This window comes from Saprospiraceae bacterium, assembly GCA_016709995.1.
In the GTDB taxonomy this organism is placed as follows: Bacteria; Bacteroidota; Bacteroidia; order Chitinophagales; family Saprospiraceae; genus JADJLQ01.
The window spans coordinates 234,496-253,835 of the sequence record JADJLQ010000001.1; the positions used below are offsets into that span (position 1 = coordinate 234,496).

The 19,340-nt window shown below is 39.9% G+C and carries 17 protein-coding genes; 5 read left to right on the forward strand and 12 right to left on the reverse strand.

Annotated features, from left to right (window positions below; translation table 11 throughout):
- Positions 1-3 precede the first annotated feature (3 nt).
- Positions 4-1,065 (reverse strand): MCE family protein, encoded by a 1,062-nt coding sequence (locus tag IPJ09_01050; GenBank protein ID MBK7370037.1) that lies wholly within the window; start codon positions 1,063-1,065, stop codon positions 4-6.
- Positions 1,066-1,223: 158 nt separating this feature from the next.
- Here IPJ09_01050 and IPJ09_01055 point away from each other — a divergent pair, with 158 nt between their 5' ends.
- Positions 1,224-3,842, forward strand: a complete 2,619-nt coding sequence (locus IPJ09_01055; GenBank protein MBK7370038.1) for an LPS-assembly protein LptD — start codon at positions 1,224-1,226, stop codon at positions 3,840-3,842.
- Between the two features lie 10 nt (positions 3,843-3,852).
- Here IPJ09_01055 and IPJ09_01060 read toward each other — a convergent pair whose 3' ends face one another.
- Complete coding sequence (locus IPJ09_01060) at positions 3,853-4,617, reverse strand: type III pantothenate kinase (protein MBK7370039.1); 765 nt, start codon at positions 4,615-4,617, stop codon at positions 3,853-3,855.
- Positions 4,618-4,771: 154 nt separating this feature from the next.
- Here IPJ09_01060 and scpB point away from each other — a divergent pair, with 154 nt between their 5' ends.
- The 3 genes from scpB (at position 4,772) to IPJ09_01075 (ending at position 6,987) form a co-directional block, all read left to right on the forward strand.
- Positions 4,772-5,380 carry an SMC-Scp complex subunit ScpB gene (gene scpB / locus IPJ09_01065; GenBank protein MBK7370040.1) on the forward strand — a complete coding sequence of 203 codons (609 nt, stop codon included), beginning with the start codon at positions 4,772-4,774 and terminating at the stop codon, positions 5,378-5,380.
- A gap of 3 nt (positions 5,381-5,383) precedes the next feature.
- Positions 5,384-5,908, forward strand: coding sequence for a DUF2480 family protein (locus IPJ09_01070; protein MBK7370041.1), 525 nt, complete (start codon positions 5,384-5,386; stop codon positions 5,906-5,908).
- A 164-nt stretch (positions 5,909-6,072) separates the two neighbouring features.
- Positions 6,073-6,987 carry a lytic transglycosylase domain-containing protein gene (locus tag IPJ09_01075; protein ID MBK7370042.1) on the forward strand — a complete coding sequence of 305 codons (915 nt, stop codon included), beginning with the start codon at positions 6,073-6,075 and terminating at the stop codon, positions 6,985-6,987.
- 79 nt (positions 6,988-7,066) lie between these two features.
- Here IPJ09_01075 and IPJ09_01080 read toward each other — a convergent pair whose 3' ends face one another.
- From IPJ09_01080 to IPJ09_01095, 4 genes are all read right to left on the reverse strand, one after another.
- Entirely contained in the window at positions 7,067-9,112 is a 2,046-nt protein-coding gene (locus IPJ09_01080; GenBank protein ID MBK7370043.1) for a thioredoxin family protein, read from the reverse strand.
- A 9-nt stretch (positions 9,113-9,121) separates the two neighbouring features.
- Positions 9,122-9,568, reverse strand: a complete 447-nt coding sequence (locus tag IPJ09_01085) for a sugar transporter (protein MBK7370044.1) — start codon at positions 9,566-9,568, stop codon at positions 9,122-9,124.
- A gap of 66 nt (positions 9,569-9,634) precedes the next feature.
- Entirely contained in the window at positions 9,635-10,354 is a 720-nt protein-coding gene (gene purQ / locus IPJ09_01090) for a phosphoribosylformylglycinamidine synthase subunit PurQ (GenBank protein MBK7370045.1), read from the reverse strand.
- A 12-nt stretch (positions 10,355-10,366) separates the two neighbouring features.
- Positions 10,367-11,317, reverse strand: a complete 951-nt coding sequence (locus IPJ09_01095; GenBank protein ID MBK7370046.1) for a hypothetical protein — start codon at positions 11,315-11,317, stop codon at positions 10,367-10,369.
- A 244-nt stretch (positions 11,318-11,561) separates the two neighbouring features.
- Here IPJ09_01095 and IPJ09_01100 point away from each other — a divergent pair, with 244 nt between their 5' ends.
- Positions 11,562-12,530, forward strand: a complete 969-nt coding sequence (locus IPJ09_01100; protein MBK7370047.1) for a polyprenyl synthetase family protein — start codon at positions 11,562-11,564, stop codon at positions 12,528-12,530.
- Here the strand turns inward: IPJ09_01100 and murA are convergent.
- The 6 genes from murA to IPJ09_01130 all read right to left on the reverse strand — a co-directional run bounded on the left by murA (position 12,525) and on the right by IPJ09_01130 (position 19,333).
- Entirely contained in the window at positions 12,525-13,835 is a 1,311-nt protein-coding gene (gene murA, locus IPJ09_01105; GenBank protein ID MBK7370048.1) for a UDP-N-acetylglucosamine 1-carboxyvinyltransferase, read from the reverse strand. The two genes, IPJ09_01100 and murA, sit on opposite strands and share 6 nt — an antisense overlap.
- A 136-nt stretch (positions 13,836-13,971) precedes the next feature.
- Complete coding sequence (locus tag IPJ09_01110; GenBank protein MBK7370049.1) at positions 13,972-14,652, reverse strand: DUF4290 domain-containing protein; 681 nt, start codon at positions 14,650-14,652, stop codon at positions 13,972-13,974.
- Between the two features lie 18 nt (positions 14,653-14,670).
- Complete coding sequence (locus tag IPJ09_01115) at positions 14,671-16,026, reverse strand: DUF4270 family protein (GenBank protein MBK7370050.1); 1,356 nt, start codon at positions 16,024-16,026, stop codon at positions 14,671-14,673.
- Positions 16,027-16,051: 25 nt separating this feature from the next.
- Positions 16,052-16,861, reverse strand: coding sequence for a glycogen/starch synthase (locus tag IPJ09_01120; GenBank protein MBK7370051.1), 810 nt, complete (start codon positions 16,859-16,861; stop codon positions 16,052-16,054).
- Between the two features lie 207 nt (positions 16,862-17,068).
- Positions 17,069-18,331 (reverse strand): DUF819 family protein, encoded by a 1,263-nt coding sequence (locus tag IPJ09_01125; protein ID MBK7370052.1) that lies wholly within the window; start codon positions 18,329-18,331, stop codon positions 17,069-17,071.
- 87 nt (positions 18,332-18,418) lie between these two features.
- Complete coding sequence (locus IPJ09_01130) at positions 18,419-19,333, reverse strand: alpha/beta fold hydrolase (GenBank protein ID MBK7370053.1); 915 nt, start codon at positions 19,331-19,333, stop codon at positions 18,419-18,421.
- Positions 19,334-19,340 lie beyond the last annotated feature (7 nt).

The following is a 19,340-nucleotide window of genomic DNA, read 5'->3' on the forward strand; positions in this document are numbered from 1 at the left end:
GATTTATTTTAAAGTATCTGACACCATAGCCGGATCATTTTCAGCTGGAGTGTATTCTTTCTGTTTTTTACCAAACACAGATACATTGACATAGCGCTTAGGATTAAGCCTAAGGTCCTGCAAAAAGAGCTCTAGTTGGCGTGAGGTATTAGACAGGTTTTGATACAAAGCGGGATCATTCAAGATTTTAGCAGCTGTACCATCCCCTTCCTGAGCTTTTTTGATGAGCGCATTGACAGATATCAAAGATTCATCTGCAGATTTTAAAGTATGCTGAAGGCCTTGTATAGATTTTTTGCCTTCCTGAAGAGTTTCATTAAATTCACCTATAGTCTTAGAGAGATTAGCATCACGTACCTGAGTACCGATAGAATCAGCATTTTTTAATATGTTTGAAATCTCGTGATTAGAATTTTGGATATTACCAATCACACTTTCCATGTTGGTAATCATTTTGTCCAATTTGGAAGTATTGCGAGATAACAAGCTATTGAGTGTAGTAGTGGCGTGAGCCAAATTTTGGAGGGTCATCTCGAGGTTTGCAACACTTTGTTTTATTTCTTTTTTTCCCGACTCTCCGGTGATGCTATCAAAAAGTTGGGAGGCCGTGTTTTTTAGAGTACCCATATAACCTTCCAATTCTCCCTCGCCAATAAAATTACTGATGAGGCTTTTGGCATCTGCGATCAGATAATCTCCGCTTTTGGCGCAGTTAGTGGTGCATTTTTCAGTAAATTGAAGTTGAACAGCCTTACCTCCCATCAATCCCAAACTGGTCAATACTGCTTTGGCTTCCTTTGGCACTTTGATATTACTATTCACTTCCAATACAACAATGGGTGTAGTATTGTCCGCCGGATCGAGGTATATTTTATTGACCGAACCTACTTGATATCCATTGATCATGACGGGGTTCGATACCTGAAGCTGATCAATGTCCTTGTATTTCACATAAAAAAATTGTCGTTTGGACAATATACTTTTACCGATAATAAATTTGTAGCCAATAATCAATATAGCTACCGAGACAATAGCCAGGAGAGCGATTCTGGTTTCTTTTGACATAAAGGGGCAAAGATATTAGTTTCTGGACAGAGTGGGGAGGATTTTGTGTCGCTAATGTCTGACTACAAAGTTCTATTTTTGCAGTTGTTTTAACATCTAAATTAATCTTGCGTTAAGTTGGAGACAAAAAAGCCCGTTTCACCGTTTAATCCGATGGATTGAGAGTTTTCATTATAGTCATTTATTTTTTTTTAACTGTCCTTCAGGTCTACAGCCAAACTAGAGGTAGAAGTGCTATTGTATTGGCAGATACTGCGAGTAATAAAAAAGATTCTATAGGTGTCCGCGATAGCCTTGATATTTTGATTTCTCCTGATGCACCGGATGCCGAAGTAGAATACTCCAGTGATGACAGTTCCTATCTTGATGCTCAGCAAAAAATGTTTTATTTATTTGGTAATGCCAAGGTGACCTATCAATCTTATACCCTGACTGCGGCTATGATCAGGTTGGATATGAATGAGAATATAGCTTATGCGGAAGGAGTCTTAGATACTAACGGAAAAAGGATCGGGTTGCCCCATTTTTCGGATGGTGACCAGGAGTTTGATGCCGTAAAAATGCGGTACAACTTCAAGACGCGCAAAGGCATCATAGATGAAATAGTCAGCCATTACACGGATGTATTCATCCGGGGTACTAAAACTAAATTCATCGGAGGGGATCCGGTTGATACTACACAAAAAGACATCATCTTTAACAAAAATGCCATCCTGACGACTTGTAATGCTGAACATCCGCATTTTGGGATCAGAAGTACCAAGCAAAAATTTGTAAAGGATAAAATGGTCATCGTGGGTCCTTCTAATCTTGAGATCATGGGAGTACCTACACCTATTTGGTTGCCCTTTGGGTTTTTTCCGATCTCTAATAAGAGGAGTGCAGGGTTGATCATTCCAAGTGATTATGAGTACTCACCTTCGCTGGGTTTTGGATTGAGGGATATTGGGTTTTATACTCCTTTGGGGCCTCATTTTGATTTGAGTACTCAGTTTGATATTTATACCAGGGGTAGTTGGGGAATAAAATTGGGATCCAACTACTCTAAGAGATATAAGTTCAGTGGCAATTTTGACTTTGGGTATTCTGACAGGAAATATGAATCCGGCGAATCAGCAGCCTTACAAAACGAAAAATCTTACAATATCCGGTGGAGTCATCGACAGGCATCTCAATCCAATCCCTACAGAAACTTTTCTGCCTCGGTCAATTTTCAAACGAATGGATATCAACAGTTAAACTATAACAATGCATCCCAGGTACTAAACAATAGCTACTCCAGTAATGTCAATTATACCATGCAGTTTCCAGGGAAACCAATTTCGCTCTCAGCATCCATGAGTCATTCTCAAAATACGCGCGACAAATCAGTGATCCTTAACCTTCCAAATATCAACCTTCAAATGCAGAGGATATATCCCCTAAAACGAAAACTAAAGAGTGGCGACGAGAAGTGGTATGAAAGAGTCTCTTTTAATTATAACTCAAGTGTGCAATCCATGGTGAGAGCTACTGATACTACCTTTTTTAATCCAAGTACTTTAAATAACCTGGCTTCATCGTTTGGGGTCAGACATGTAGCGTCCTCTGATGTGAATTTTAGGGTGATGAAATATTTTAATTTGTCACCATCAGTTAATTTTAGAGAGATCTGGAATCTTAAAAACCAGGAAATTACCAATGTCAACGGTAGCCTGGACACGCTTAAAAGGGATACGCTCAATGGTTTTAAGGCGGCACATTTGTTTGATGCAGGCATCAGCCTCAATACCTCAATCTATGGGACCATGAAATTTAAAAAAGGCTTTATCAGAGGTATTCGGCATACAATGAGACCTTCAGTGTCGCTCAATTACACCCCTTCAAATGATCAGTATACCAAGTATTACGATACCCGAAATGGAAGGCAGGCCTATTCTATATTTGAAGGGATGACTTACAATGATATTCAACCACAGGGGAAACAATTGGGTATAGGGTATAATCTGACTAATATATTTGAAGCCAAATACCTGGACAAAAAAGACTCCACTGAAAAGAAGTTTAAATTATTTGACAATATCTATATGTCAGGGTTTTACAATTTTGCTGCTGACTCGTTTAAATGGACTCCAATGTCTGTTAGTGGAGCAACCAGATTTCTTGGTGGTTTGACCACGCTCAACGTGAATATGTCATTTGATTTTTATAAAAAAGATGATACTGGCCGTAGGATCAATGAGTTATTGGCAAAATCGGGACAAGGCCTGGCCCGGTTGAGCAATTATAGCGTCAATCTGGGGTCAAATTTTAGCATTCAGGATATAAAAGATCTAATCGCAAAATTGAAAGGGCAAAAGCCTGAAGAAAAAGATCCTGCCCCTGAAGAAGACACTGAAAACACACCAAAAAAGAAACGGGAAAACCCTGAGACATTCTGGCAGATGTTTAAAGGATTTTATTTTAATCACAACTTGTCCTTTGGCATAGACCGAAATCCAGTGACTGGTGAAGAAAAATTTGGAGTCCTGGCCAATTCGATCAATACACAAGGATCTGTCCAGTTGACCAAAAACTGGGCGATCAGCGTAGGCAATATCGGTTACGATTTTAAGAGAAAAAACATTTCGTATCCTGACTTTGGATTTACCCGATCGCTCCATTGTTGGCAGATGACATTTAGCTTTCAGCCGGATCGCGGCACTTATGCCTTCAACTTATTTGCCAATCCAGGTACATTTAATTTCCTGAAACTGCCATATCGTAAGAACCGATTTGACCCACAGGATAATTTGTAGGAGGATAGGTTTAAATCAAAGATTCTGCCAGGCGCAATCCTTCTAAAGTAAGATGAGGCTGATAATCGTCGACTCTATCGCTTAAAGTATGTATCAGCGCACTAAGCCCGCCGGTAGCGACCACATTTAACCTCAGGTTTAATTCTTTTTCCTGAGCGGAGATAATCCCTCTAACCAAACCATCGTATCCAAACATGATACCTGATTGGATCGCGTGCTCCGTATTTTGACCCAGGGCGGAGCTGGGCATGTGAAGCTGGACATCAGACAATTGAGCTGCATTGGAAGTAAGTGCCCTTACGGCAGTATATAAGCCAGGAGCTATACTAACGCCAATGATTTTACCGGTTTTGTCTATCGTAGTAAAACTCATGGCGGTACCAAAGTCCACGATAATAGAATCAGTATGGTACATCGAATGTGCGGCCAGGGCATTTGCCACTAGATCTGTACCTATTTCATCGGGTTTTAGTATGGTCAGGGGAAGTTTATGATATTGGGACTGATCCAGGAATTTGACTGAAGTGTTAAAAAATTGATTTAAATATTGGAGGATAGGCTTGGTCGCCATAGGTACCACGCTACTCATGACAAGCCTGACTGAGTCCGAAGGCCCCCACTTTTCGTGTACCAGGGAAAGCAATTCAAGGAATGCATTAGGGTTTTCAACAATGCTTAAGGTATTCATTCTCATCGTTTTTGGTATAGTTTGGCCCTTACCCCAAAGTCCAAGCACCACATCAGAATTGCCTACATCTATCGCTAATACATCCATATGAACTGCAAAATATTGATTGTTAGTCAATTATTGTAGATCAGGCGGCACGTAATTCTACGAGCCGGATAGCGCTTTTGCGTTTCAAAGGAGAGTAATATGAGGATAACTGAAAAAACTGGGTTAATTTTGGCGCTTTAAAAAACCGACTGAAGTGGAATTATTTGAATTGCAAATCGAGAGCCTGATATTTGTTTCTTCTGAGCCATTGGGGTTAGATGATATCGTGGCTTGTCTTGAATCTTATCATAAAGAAAAGGTCGAACGCGCTTTGGTTTTAGAATCTCTGGATGCTATTAAATCGAAGTATTTGCAGGAAGATTATGCTTTTGAGTTGATGGAGATAGCAGATGGATATCAATTTATGACCAAAGGTGCTTACCATCCGATAGTGAAGACTTTTTTGAATCAAATGAATCAAAAAAGACTCAGTCGCACCGCTCTGGAGACTCTAGCCATTATCGCATACAAACAGCCTGTATCAAAGCCAGAGATTGAACGAATCCGGGGTGTAAACTGTGATCACACTATTCAAAAGCTACTTGAAAAGGAATTAATATCCATTGAAGGGAGAGGTGAAGGCCCAGGTAAACCAATATTGTATGTGACCAGCGAAAAATTTATGAACTATTTTGGTCTTAAAAGCATTGATCAATTACCTACCATCAAAGAGTTTGAAGGTGGATTTAACGAAGTTGGCGAAGAGATCCCGATCGAGCGTATGATCACGGACCTCGACGCAGAAATAGCACCAGAACATTAATCAATGGCAGAATCAGATACCATATTAGTCAATAGAGTCGCGGAAAGCGAGCTTCAAACTGTGGCCTTGGATCAGTTGGTTCAAAAAGGATCTATCCTGCCATTTGATCTGCAACCGTTTTTATTTAAAGGCTTGATTGTGAAGGAAAAAGACTTCCGGGAATCACTCAAAAATATTGATTGGTCGGAGTTTAAAGGAAAAACATTAGCTGTATTTTGTAGCTCAGAAGCCATTATCCCGATGTGGGCTTATATGTTAGTGGCTATTTATGCTACACCATTTACCTCTGGAATTTATTTTGGAAGAATTGAACAAGTGTATGAGTCCCTATTGCTTCATCAAATAAGCTCCAGGGACTGGTCTGATATGGAAGGAAAGCGAGTGGTCATAAAGGGATGCAGTGATGATGAACTGCCTGCATCAGCTTACCTGGCTATTGCCAACAAACTACAACCCCTCGTACAAAGCCTGATGTATGGAGAGCCATGTAGCACAGTGCCTATATTTAAAAGACCCAGGGTGGTCTGAAATCGAATTATTCTTTCAAGACGATTATAATTGTTCTCAAATCGTCAAATACGGTTAAACTTTGTTCAAAGGTTGAATGCAAGTCTCAATAAGGGTAAATTTGGACATTTTGGGCACGATGATTGAATATAATAGTGCCATCTAACTCTTAAAATTTTGTTGTTATGAATATATGGATGTCAAGGTTTTCTTATTTTATGGCAGGTATATTGAGTATGTTGCTCTTTATATCATATGTTACACCAAATGAATCGTCAAAACTAAAGGCGGCTCCGGTAGCGACGGTCGTGCCTCAAAACATTCATTCAGTCCCGATTAGGGATAAATATACATTCGCAGGAGAATCTGTGCCTATACAAAATATCGATGTCCGGGAGCGATTGGATAGAGAGCTGTTGGTCAATACATACTGGCATTCAAATACAGTACTTTGTATTAAAACGGCTCAACGGTATTTTCCTATTATTGAAAAAACGCTCGCTGAATTCAGGATCCCTCTGGATTTTAAATATATCCCTGTGATCGAAACTTCCTTGAGAAATGAGACTTCGCCAGCTGGTGCAAAAGGTATTTGGCAGTTTATGAAACCTGTAGCAGACTCTTATAAATTGCAAATCGATGAAGAAGTTGATGAACGATATCATTTTGAAAAGGCCACTATAGCCGCCTGCCAGCATTTGTTGCGGTACAAACAACGGTTTGGATCCTGGACCCTGGCTGCAGCAGCCTATAATGCCGGTGAAGGCAACTTGAATAAAGAACTTTCGAGACAAGGAGAAGATTCATATTATGACCTCAACATCAATGATGAGTCTTCCAGGTACATATTTAGATTGTTGGCTATGAAAGACATTATCGAACATCCTGACGATTATGGATTTTTTATTGATACCAAAGATCGATACAGTGATATAAAAACCAAATCAATAGAAGTAAATAGTTCGATTCCTGACCTGGGAGCATGGGCAAGACAACACGGGACTACCTATCGAATGCTAAAAGTGCTCAACCCATGGCTCAGGTCCAGTACCCTTACTAAAAAGCCTAATAAGATTTATTATATAGAAATTCCTTTTTGATCAGGAGGTTGAATCTACCTGTCTTGACTGTGGCTATCTTGGCAAATAAATTACACACACTATTGAATCCTCCTGGCGTCTAATTTTGGCCCAAAGAGCCAGTCGCCTTTGACTTAAAGGTTTGTTGAGCACAGTTCAAAAATTGCTGGTATTCGGTGATACTGCTATGATATCCTCGTGCAGGTACCAGGATTTCCTGGTCAAATGGATCGATTGGTACATACAGCGGCTGGGAGTTTTGTTGGAAATTGACGATCTGAAAATCTTCCCATTTATTGCCAATATTTCTAAGCTTTTTACTGGTGCTGATAGAGTAAGTAAGCTGATCAAGAGGAGTCTCATCATCGCAATAGAGTGATACCAATACAAAATCATTTTTAAGTTTGCTCCAAACCATTTCATCTATCCAGATATTTTCTTCAGTCTTACGACAATTGACACAACCATACCCTGTAAAATCTAAAAGTACAGGTTTGCCGATTTCTTTGGCATAGGTGACCCCTTCTGTATAATCTTTAAAACAATCCAGATTATTGGCACATTTTGAATAGGAGGGGAACCTTTGTTTTAAATTTAGATCGCCAATCTGTTGGGGTTTGAAAAAATTATAATAGGCAGGGGGTGCAAGACCACTGAGTAGGGATAAGGATTGATAAGAGTGGGTCTTTTGGTTGGTGAAAAAACCTGTACATAAATATAAGGTCCATGCCAATGACAACCCGGCGAAAGCCCAACGCAAAGGTGTTTTTTTCTTCAGCGGACTATCATGAGGAAATCTGATCCAACCCAATAAATAAGCAGACATGCCTGCAAACAGCAGAATCCATAACCCCATAAATAATTCATATCTCAAAAATCCCCAATGTGAGGTCATATCTGAAACGGAAAGGAATTTTAAAGCTAAGGCAAGCTCAAGAAAGCCGAGTACTACCTTGACACTATTCATCCAGCTTCCAGACTTGGGTAGGGATTGGAGCCATGCAGGAAAGGCTGCAAACAGACCAAACGGCAATGCCAATGCTAAAGCAAAACCAAACATGACGATGGCTGGGCCTATGGTGGAGGTAGCTGATTGTACCAAAGCGGTACCGATGATCGGTCCAGTACACGAAAAAGAGACAATAGCAAGGGTAAAAGCCATGAAAAATATGCCTATCATGCTTCCGTTGCGACCCAGGGCATCGGTCTTGGTACTCCAGCTGCTGGGTAGAGTGATCTCATAATATCCAAAAAATGATAAGGCAAATACTACAAATACAACAAAAAATATCAGATTGGCCAGCCAATTTGTAGACAGGTCATTCAATGCGGTAGCCCCAAATAGCGAGGTGATCAGAAGTCCAATGCCGACATATATCGCGATGATAGACAGTCCATATAAAATCCCGTTGCGAATACCAGAAGCCCTGTCCTTACTGCTTTTTGTAAAATAACTTACGGTCAGTGGAATCAGGGGGAATACACATGGGGTCAGGAGTGCGAGTAGGCCTCCCAAAAAACCGAAAAAGAAGGTAAGTAAATGAGATTGACTAATCTGCTTTTCTTCTGTGGTACAGGTGCTTTTGACAGTGGAGTAGCTGGTCTGCAAGCTTGATATGGATTGATCTATCGTGTGATCATTGTCTGTGGATGTAGTTGTATTTGCTTCAGAACTTACCTGCCCGGTATTGGTAGCACTAGCAACCTGGAATGTGAAATCATAGTCATCCATGATGCATCTTTCACTGTTACATACCTGACCATTTTTGTATCCTGTGATGGGCTTTTGGGGATCAATGATTTCTACTAATTGGGTGAATGACGCACTCTCAATGATCTTCACTACCTCTGTCTCAAATACACTATCATATATTTTTTTGATATGACCTGATTCTTCTGTCCTTCCGATAAATCTGATATTGGACGAATCTTCATAATTAAACTCAATCGGCATCACCGGGCTATCCGGATTGTCCTGGTATTGGCTATATGTACCCCAATCATGGTCTAATTTAACTTCATAGATGAGCTTATATTGAGTATCGTTTACTTTTTCAATGCGGTGAGACCAATGCGCCGGTTTTAGGATGCCAGGAGTCGCCTGGAAATAAAATAAGGCAAATAAAGAATATAAAAGATACTGCATAAAAGAGATTTAATTGATCATCTTAGAAAGATCGATACTGAATGGTACTTGCCTCGGAGGAAGGCATTGTGCATCATTGCAACACATATACTCTATATTGCCAGTGATGGGTTTTGAAATATCTTTGATCTTAATTTTTTGTGTAAAGACGCCCTTATGCTTGATTTTGATCACTTCCATCCCAAACATGTCGTCCATGGTTTTTTTGATATCGCCCGTTTCGGCATTTTTTCCAATCATTTGGAATAAATCTGGCGCATCATATGCGATTGTGGTTCTGACCGGGCCGTCATCACTGGCCAGATATTGAGAGTAAATATTCCATCCATCTTCGATCGTAGCTGTAAAAACCAATTCATATTCATCAGTACTTATTTTTTGTGCAGAAGTGTTCCAGGTCACAGGACTTTTTCCATGGATAAAAAATAAGCTACAAACTATAAGGTATAAAGGCATAGATTGGAAAAATATGTCACAAAATTACGCGATTAACACATGTACTAATGACTGATTAAGAAATAATTAACTGGCTAATACTTTTCTTTGAGCAAGTCGACGAATCATAGATTGAAACATAATGAGTCCATCAGAATTGCCAAGGACATCCTCTGAAGCCCTTTCCGGATGCGGCATCATACCATACACATTTCTGCCCCTGTTGCAGATACCGGCTATATTTTTCAGAGAGCCATTGATGTTGGCATCCTCTGTGAGTGTTCCATTTTGATCACAGTATTTAAATATAATCTGGTCATGCAGCAAAAGTTGTTGGAGAGTGACATCATCAGCATGATATCTTCCATCAGCATGGGCGATTGGGATTTTGACAATATCGCTCACTGACATCATGGAGGTAATGATGCTGTCTGTGGTGATGGTCTTGAGGAAAACATTGTCACAAATAAACTTTTGATCACGATTGGCTAGCAATACACCAGGCAGTAAGCCAGCTTCGCATAATATTTGGAAACCATTGCAAATACCCCATACGAATCCACCGCTAGCTGCGAATCTGCTTAGGTCAGGCATTATATTGGCATACCTGGCAATGGCACCGGAACGCAAATAATCACCATATGAAAATCCACCAGGCAGGAAGACTGCATCCAGGTAAGGTAATGAATGCGTTTTGTGCCATATTTTTTCGACATGCAATTTGCAGACCTCTCCCAGTACATGTATGAGATCATCATCACAATTAGAACCGGGAAAAACTACTACACCACACTTTAATACTGACATGATCTGAAGAAATTAAAATTTAAAATAATAAAAAACCTGCATGACCAGCACCGTAAAAAAAAGCAGAAAGTGAATCATCTCAGGTACATTAAAATTTTTGAAATGAGAAAATAGTAAACCAATAAAGATGCCAATCATCGGCGCTGCAAATAGCATAACCTCCATAGTGAAAGGCCGGTGTGATAATGCAGCCAAAATAGATATAATAATTGCCAGATACAGGATATCTATCTTTTTCTGAGCTTGTATATGTTTTTTCTTTCTAAACTCATTATACAGGACAAATAAAAATAAAATCAAAAACACGAAACCAATGTACTTGTACAAAGAGATGGCATCAGGAACTTTAGAAAATAAGTCAAATCCAACCTGGCTTATCATCTCGTCTATCATCGGACCGGTCTGTCCGGTCCAAACATGATAGGTAATCCAAAGAAACCACGGGATAACTCCACCGATAAGGATTTGAATCAGGTGGACCAATTCCATTTTTTTAAGATTAGTTATACCTATAAAGATTAATAAAAGGTACCATAACATTGGTAGACAAATAATCGATGCGATGCCTATCAAAAAAGCGGCATTAAAGATGTGTACAGCAGGGTTGGATACTTTATATATCTGGAAAAGTTCGTGTAAGGCCCAGATGACAAAAAAATTAGCTATATGTATATCGGGTTTGTTCCAAAACTCCGGAAGGATCACTGAGAATAGAATAAAAAACAAGCCCGGAAACAGCATAATGTCCCTATGTATTCGATTTTCTATCACTAATCGATTAATAAAAACAGCTAGTATGAATAATATTAAAACCTGTACTATCGGACGAAAAGGTCCAAACTGGAGTCCTTGGGTGTCATGCAATTTGAATCCAAATATGGCAGGTATGATCTGGAGTATCAATGCATAGAACAATAGCAAAAGGCTATTAAAAAAACTATTTTTTCTAAATAAAGAAAGCATGAACAGTCACAAAATTAAAACATTAGACAGGGAGTGCCGCATATCCTGGTTTATATAAATGCGTCGAAGCAGGTAAAATTTTTGGCAATGAATCATTTTTAGTTTAAAATATTGTTATTTAGGATATAATAAATATAAATTAGTATAATATGATAAAAATAATCTTCTGCTATTTTTCCGAACAAAGGCTGAATATATAACGCAGCTAGGACAATAATGGTATCTTGCGGCCTAGTCAGCTAACATGAATCTTCAGACCATTCAGGCACCGATCGAAAGTGAATTAAAGGAGTTTGAAAAATATTTCAAAAACTCACTGCGCAGTCAAGTGTCATTATTAGACAAGATCACATATTATATCGTAAAGCGTAAAGGGAAACAAGTACGGCCGATGTTTGTATTTTTTTGTGCCAAAATGGTCAATGAAATTACGCATGCCACCTTTACAGCTGCTGCATTGGTGGAGATCATACACACCGCTACCCTGGTCCATGATGATGTGGTCGATGAGTCTATGCAGCGCCGTGGTTTTTTCTCTATCAATGCGCTTTGGAAAAATAAAATAGCGGTTTTGGTCGGGGACTATTTATTTTCAACTGGGTTGAATTTGGCATTGGAAGAAAAACAGTATGAAGTCCTGCATATACTCAACAAAGCCATCAAAGAACTCAGCGAAGGCGAACTCCTGCAAATTGAAAAGGCCCGAAAACTGGATATTGATGAAGCAGTATATTACGAAATCATCCGGCAGAAGACTGCTTCATTGATTGCAGCCTCTTGCGCTGCAGGGGCGGCCTCAGTGACTTCTGACCAGCAAATTATCTCTCAAATCAAACAGATAGGGGAGTGGATCGGCATGGCTTTTCAGATCAAAGATGATTTGTTTGATTTTGGTGATGACAATATTGGAAAACCAACAGGCATAGACATCAAAGAGAAAAAAATGACCTTGCCTCTGATCTATACCTTGAATAAAGTGTCGCCGGATGAAAAAAGAGAAATCATCCACATTATCCGCAATCAAAGCGACGATAGGAAAAAAGTCAGAAATATCATCGAAAAGGTGAGAGCTAATGGTGGTCTGGAATACAGCACTCAAAAAATGGAAGAGTTTGCCTTGAAGGCCAAAGAAGCCTTATTTACTTTTCCTCCAGGAGAGGGTCGTGAAGGACTACACGCCTTGATCGATTTTACTATAAATCGCAAATCATAATCTGGTGATCTCTGCTCCGATGGCATTCAGTCTACCATCAATATTTTGATATCCCCGATCGATTTGATGCACATTGTGTATTACACTTTTTCCTTTGGCACTCATAGCAGCCAACAGCAAGGCTACCCCTGCCCGAATGTCTGGTGAGCTCATCTCAATACCCCGAAGAGAGAACTTTCTATTCAGTCCGATTACAGTCGCTCTATGAGGGTCGCAGAGAATGATCTGTGCTCCCATATCGATTAGTTTGTCTACAAAAAACAATCTGCTTTCGAACATTTTTTGGTGTATCAATACACTCCCTTTGGATTGAGTGGCCAGTACCAAAATGATACTCATCAAGTCAGGTGTAAAACCTAGCCATGGAGCGTCGTAAATAGTGAGGATCGAGCCATCCATAAAGGTCGAAATCTCATACTCGTCCTGAGCTGGAATAAAAAGGTCATCTCCTTTTTCTTCAATGGTCACCCCCATTTTTCTAAATACATCAGGTATTACGCCAAGATCTTTAATTCCAGCATTGCTGATTGTGATCTCAGATTGAGTCATTGCAGCCAGGCCTATGAAGCTTCCTACTTCTATCATATCAGGTAACATCCTATGTGCCGTGCCAGACAAACTAGTTACGCCTTCAATCATAAGCATATTTGATCCGATGCCACTGATTTTAGCCCCCATCCTCGCCAACATCTTACATAATTGCTGCGTATAAGGCTCGCATGCCGCATTGTAGATCGTGGTAGTCCCTTGGGCAAAAACTGCTGCCATGATGACATTGGCGGTGCCTGTGACAGATATTTCGTCCATCAATAGGTATTTACCGATCAGTTTTTCGGCTTCTACATAATATTGCGCTTTTGACGCATCATAATGGACAGTTGCTCCAAGATGTTGCAATCCGCTAAAATGGGTATCCAGTCTCCTGCGACCTATTTTATCACCGCCGGGTTTTGGCAGGTACATCTTGCCCAATCTAGCGAGTAAGGGACCTATCAACATCACTGACCCTCTGATAGCCTTGGCTTTTTTATCAAACTCCTCGCTGGATAAATATTCGGTATCAATGTCCCTGGCAACAAACTCGTAGGTATCCTCACTGATCTTGGTTACCTCGACCCCCAAGCCTGCCAATAATTCGATCAATCTCGTGACATCCAAAATGCCTGGGATATTGGATATAGTGACTTTTTCTTTTGTCAATAATACGGCACATAATATTTGGAGGGCTTCATTTTTGGCACCTTGAGGTTGTAGGGTGCCTTTTAGTTTTCTGCCACCTTGTACTTGAAACGAATCTGTATACATAAAAAGAGTTGATAAGTAGACTCAAATGTATTAATTTAAATCATAATATGATAAGAATCCCTATGGAAATTATAGAATAGGTAGATAAAGAATCAGCGCTAATCCAAAAAAACTGGAACTAGGTAGAACAGTACGTTTAACGGCGCCGATTGTTGCGATTCCTATCGTTGAATCGCCGATTGTTGTTGCTACTACGACCTCTAAATTTATTAACCTTTACTGGTCTGGATTCTGAAGTAGCGGGCTGGAGGTTTACTCCTTTACCTTTTCTGGATAAAACATCCAGGGCAGTGGCGTCTTCAATATTGAGTTTGCCTTTGGATAGCGTTTTTAGATCTTTGATGATACCCTCATCACTGACATAATGATCTTTGTTCCAGGTTTTATAGGCCATTTTCATGTAAGAACCAATCAGTGAAATCAAATAAGACTTTTTTGGCCCGTCTTCCATTTCAATGGCTTTCTCGACCAATCTTCTTACATGGTTGCCATAGTGTCTGAAGGCCTCATTATTGGTTGGGTATTCGATTCTGGCGGGCCTGATTCTTTCTGCTTCTACTTCATACTTAATTCCCTCATTGGAGATTACATCTATTTGATATTCTGCGATTGCAAAAAAGTGTTTCCAAAGCCTGGGTCTGATATCAATACCATTTTTTTGTCCGGGAGATAGGTGGGCCATCAGATTGACTATAGCATTTGCCTGGGCTTGCCGCTTGACAGGATCTTGTTCGTGTCGAATAGTTTGAATTAAATCCTGGACATTCCTGCCATATTCCGGAAAAAGTAGTTTGACCTGATTGGAGTTATACCTCATGATATAATAGACTGATTTTTAATAAGTAGTAAAACTGATTTTTAGCTTGCAAGGGTATTCTGGATGTTTAGGGCCTCCTAATACTACCCGCGACAGATTTTCTGGTAGGGGCAAGATATTTTCAGCACTGTTGGGTGCGATCCCAACATAGACTTCGGGATTTTGCCTGCCTTTTAAAATGTCCTGGATATGGTTAGAAATGTTAATCGAATAATATTTGACCGTAAGTCCATTGACTACTTTTTCAGACACTAATCCGCCGATTAGGGAGTAATCTGCCAAATTACCTTGATCTGAGATAAAAGTGAAGATTCCATTTACATCTTTTCGATAAAGGGTTATCCTAGTAGGAGCTGTATATATAGAAGGTTGATCCTGAGGCAATTCAATTACAGTAAATTCTAGCTCTGCTTTGTTAATAATGGCATTAGGGGGCAAAGTGAGATTGGTGAATTCCAACTTTGCTTTTAATCCTCCAAGAGATTGTAGATAGATCAATTCATTACCTTTTTCTTTAGAGTACAAAGCATCAGTGATGGTTTGAGAAAAGGTTTGTTTCCATTGAGGCACTCTAGGCCCTTGCTGCAATGGGAAAAGATAGATCTTTTTTTCGCCACCCTGGGTATATAGGATTTGCAGTCTTGAATAATTTGAATTGATATCATATACTACCATCCTTTTGTTCTCATTGCTTTGTTGAATGGTAAGACCAGGTACATTCGCCAAAAAAATAGAATCACTATTATAATATAAGGAGTCAAGATTCATAATGTATTGACCATAAGAGTCTGCGAGTCTAAAGGCCACATGAGGATCATAATCAAAGGTATCAGTGGGTTCTACTATTCTAACCCGCTTATTGGGATCGGGAAAAGAACCGAGAAGTTGACCAATCGGTATAGGGTTGAAAGGGAAGTCATAATACCCACTTCTATATCTGATATTGTACGGAATGGTTCCGTTCATTTTAAAAACTTCGAGGTCATGCTCATCAATGGTATTGCCGTATACCGGCGTGATAGTGTCTAAAGCGAGATATAACATGATAGAATCCAGGGTGGCACCCACAAAGCTAGGAGGGGAAACAAAATTTGACTTCAGGAATTGGGAGTAAATGGATGCATCTACGGTACCAAAAACAGGATCGATGAATTTTCCGACCGGTAAGCTGCTCAGAACGACCGGAATACTCGGATCATAAGTAATGGTCCCTGTATCCAGAATCGTTTGAGCCTCCAACTTGAAGGTATCGACGAAACTAAGGTCTATCTCGTCATCCTTAAGTAGATCAGCCCCAATAAAAGCAGGATCATTGCAGAATTGCAAGGTTGCCGCGATGGCAAGCAGAAAAATGACTAGAATCTTACTTCTCATAAATATTTGAGAATAAACTTGAATATTACTTGAGGAGGTTTTCGTAGAACTCGAAATAAGTCGCGGTTCTATTTTCTTCTGGCATATATTCCAGTTGTGGTTTTTTTCCAAGGCTTTTTTTAGCAACTAGAACATCTTTATTTAGTTTTTCGCTGCCTGTCATGATCGCATCTGCATATTTCATGGCACCCTGATGTAATCTATAACTTTTGCCAGAGTAAAAGTCTTCGAGTTTTTTAGGATCCAGGTTATTGATCGAAGCTTTAGTTAAAAATTTCTTATCAAAGGCCATATCCAGATCAGCGTCATAAACAGAATATATAATCTTAGCATTTCTGAATATCGGCTCATCCTTGTAAGTAGTACGGAGATAAAGAGGGATCAGTGAAGTCATCCAACCGTGACAGTGAATGATATCAGGTACCCAACCAAATTTCTTAACAGTCTCGATGGAGCCTTTACAGTAAAACACCATTCGGTCAAGGTTGTCATCAAACTGCTTGCCTGCAGCATCCTGATAGATAAATTTTCTTTTGAAGAATTCTTCATTATCCAGAAAATACACTTGCATTCTGGATCCTGGAAGAGAAGCTACCTTGATAATTAATGGATAGTCATCATCATCAACGATAATATTCATACCGGAGAGTCTGACCACCTCATGAAGGCGGTGGCGTCTTTCGTTGATGGTACCAAACCTCGGCATCAATACTCTGATTTCGTAACCATGTCCAGAAACATATTGGGTGATTTGATTGACAATGTCTGACATTACACCTTCTTCGGTGTAGGGTTTCATTTCTTGAGATATGAAGAGGATTCTTTTTTTATCCATAGGTAATTTACTGGTGATGTGCCTTGAAAGTTTGGCAAATAAAGTCTGCAAAGGTACTATTTTTTAAACAAACTTGTTGGTTGGGATCATGACGGGACAGGATTTGGCCAAAATGGTAACCAGAACCAAGTGATCTGGCTTTTGAAAGCCCAATATCTTTTCGGGAGGTTAAAAATTCAAAATTTGAGTTATAAAATGGACTGAGCATCAGCCCGCAACCATGTGCATTAAATAAGCACATATCAAGGCACCATAAGTACCTATGGCATACCCTAATACTGCCAAAAGTACGCCCACTGGGGCTAGGCCAGGAGCAAAAGCAGATGCTATCACGGGTGCTGAGGCAGCACCTCCAACGTTGGCCATGCTTCCAACCGCGACATAAAAGAAAGGGGCTCGTATCATCCTGGCAACAAGCAGGATGATCGTTATATGAATCATCATCCAGATAATACCTACTGATATCAAACCTAAGTTTTGGCCTATTTGACTGAGATCCATTTGCATACCTATCGTTGCCACCAAGATATACAAAAAGAGTGATGCCCATTTAGAAGCACCTATGCCTTCAAAAGACCGTGCTTTGGTAAAAGATAATAGTATACCTAAAGTGGTGGACAATACCACTATCCAGAAAAAGGAAGAGTTCAGAGCATGTAACTCATAGGCAGCCAATCTTTCTTTGTATACCTCCATGATCGGCATGATACCATCCGTCAGCCAATGAGCCAGCCCTACCCCTCCGAATGTCAAACCCATCAGTATCATCAGGTCAGGCAGAGTGGGTTGTCGTGTTACACTTGCACTGAAGTGCTCCATTTTTACTCGTAATCGGTCTATGGCACTATAGTCTGCTTTAAGCCATTTGTTTATTTTGTGATGAATACCGGTACCATAAAGTAGAATGGCCATCCATAAATTGGCCACTGCAATGTCCACGACCACTACAGTACCAAACAGAGTATTGGGCACTTCAAAGATTTCCTTGATGGCAGTTTGATTGGCACCGCCACCGATCCAACTCCCAGCGATGGTAGAGAGGCCTGCCCATAATTCAGTGGCAGGTGCCGGCAGGATACCAGGGGTTAGTGTGTTCACCAACCACAATGCCAATGGTCCTCCAATGATAATGCCTATAGTTCCTGCTAAAAATATAATTAATGCTTTAGGTCCCAACCTGGAAATCTCTTTTAAATCCAGGCTGATACAAAACAATAATAAACTGGCAGGAAGGATATATCTGGAAACAAATGGATATAACTTAGAATCGTCACTCGAGATGATGCCTAGAGGCCAATGGAGCAGTGCTGGAACAAAATAACACAACAGTAGTGCAGGAACATATTTGTAAAATTTTTGCCATCCCGGGCTTTTACTTTGGGTTGTATAAAATATGGCAGCCAAAACCAGAATGAGCACTCCAAAAGTAGCCGCATCATTTTTTAATGGAAGATTCATGAGTAATAGCATTCTATAAATCTAATATTAATGCTCGTAATCAGACTATAGATAAATGCAAAAAATAATTAGTATACGATATAATAGGAAGTATGCTGATTACTTCAGCTGTAACAAAAAATTATAAATGGCCGCATCGAATGCTGCAGGTTGCTCTGCAAATGGAAAATGACCACATTCTTTTATTACTTTTAAAATCGACCCTGGTATTTTCTGATTTATTTTATTGGTCGCAGGCAGGCCAACTTCGACTTCGCCGGCAATGATCAAGGTAGGAGCTTTAATGGTAGATAGAGAAGGATAAAGATCATAATCTCTTAAATCATGAAATAAATACTTTAATTGGGCATTGCGTTTGGCATAATCTTCCGGTATGAAGATGTTCAGACTATCAATGAGATCTTTTTTGGCCATATTTTGCCTAAAACTCAACCTCATCAGATCTGCCATAGCACTCGGAGCTCCGTTTTTAAAATCCTGACTTTCGATGATCTGGGTGCGTTGAAACTGGTCGGTATAATCAAATTTTCGATTGAGGGCTTTACTAGCCTCACTTACATCTGCAGATGAAAATCCGGCAGGACTAACTAATATCAGAGATGAAAGATATTGGGGATATTGTATGGCATATTTTGCAGCTAACATGGCACCCCATGAGTGACCTAACAAATGGAACTTTTTAAGCCCAAATTTTTTCCTTACCTGATCTATATCGTCCACAAAAGAAGCCAGGCTCATGGCAGCAGTATCTGTAGGTATTTCAGATTCGCCACAGGCTTTTTGATCATAATAAATCATATGATTACGACTCGCCATGCGATCCATATAAGGAAGGAAATAATAGTGATTGAGCCCCGGTCCATCGTGGACCAGGATGATCGGCTCTCCTTGGCCGGTTTGATAGTAATATAATGATCTTTCCGGGCCAATACCACCATATGTAGTCATTCGATGACTGGCACAACTCAGTAAGCCAAACGCAATCAAAAGTCCCAAAATGCACGCCTGTCTCATATCTCTA

Excerpts from the sequence above, each read along its gene's own strand:
- IPJ09_01095 (MBK7370046.1), bottom strand. The coding sequence starts at position 11,317 with ATGCTTTCTTTATTTAGAAAAAATAGTTTTTTTAATAGCCTTTTGCTA.
- purQ (MBK7370045.1), bottom strand. The coding sequence starts at position 10,354 with ATGTCAGTATTAAAGTGTGGTGTAGTAGTTTTTCCCGGTTCTAATTGT.
- IPJ09_01085 (MBK7370044.1), bottom strand. The coding sequence starts at position 9,568 with ATGCCTTTATACCTTATAGTTTGTAGCTTATTTTTTATCCATGGAAAA.
- IPJ09_01110 (MBK7370049.1), bottom strand. The coding sequence starts at position 14,652 with ATGAGGTATAACTCCAATCAGGTCAAACTACTTTTTCCGGAATATGGC.
- IPJ09_01130 (MBK7370053.1), bottom strand. The coding sequence starts at position 19,333 with ATGAGACAGGCGTGCATTTTGGGACTTTTGATTGCGTTTGGCTTACTG.
- IPJ09_01060 (MBK7370039.1), bottom strand. The coding sequence starts at position 4,617 with ATGGATGTATTAGCGATAGATGTAGGCAATTCTGATGTGGTGCTTGGA.
- IPJ09_01070 (MBK7370041.1), top strand. The coding sequence starts at position 5,384 with ATGGCAGAATCAGATACCATATTAGTCAATAGAGTCGCGGAAAGCGAG.
- IPJ09_01075 (MBK7370042.1), top strand. The coding sequence starts at position 6,073 with ATGAATATATGGATGTCAAGGTTTTCTTATTTTATGGCAGGTATATTG.
- IPJ09_01100 (MBK7370047.1), top strand. The coding sequence starts at position 11,562 with ATGAATCTTCAGACCATTCAGGCACCGATCGAAAGTGAATTAAAGGAG.
- IPJ09_01050 (MBK7370037.1), bottom strand. The coding sequence starts at position 1,065 with ATGTCAAAAGAAACCAGAATCGCTCTCCTGGCTATTGTCTCGGTAGCT.
- murA (MBK7370048.1), bottom strand. The coding sequence starts at position 13,835 with ATGTATACAGATTCGTTTCAAGTACAAGGTGGCAGAAAACTAAAAGGC.
- IPJ09_01120 (MBK7370051.1), bottom strand. The coding sequence starts at position 16,861 with ATGGATAAAAAAAGAATCCTCTTCATATCTCAAGAAATGAAACCCTAC.
- IPJ09_01115 (MBK7370050.1), bottom strand. The coding sequence starts at position 16,026 with ATGAGAAGTAAGATTCTAGTCATTTTTCTGCTTGCCATCGCGGCAACC.
- IPJ09_01125 (MBK7370052.1), bottom strand. The coding sequence starts at position 18,331 with ATGCTATTACTCATGAATCTTCCATTAAAAAATGATGCGGCTACTTTT.
- IPJ09_01080 (MBK7370043.1), bottom strand. The coding sequence starts at position 9,112 with ATGCAGTATCTTTTATATTCTTTATTTGCCTTATTTTATTTCCAGGCG.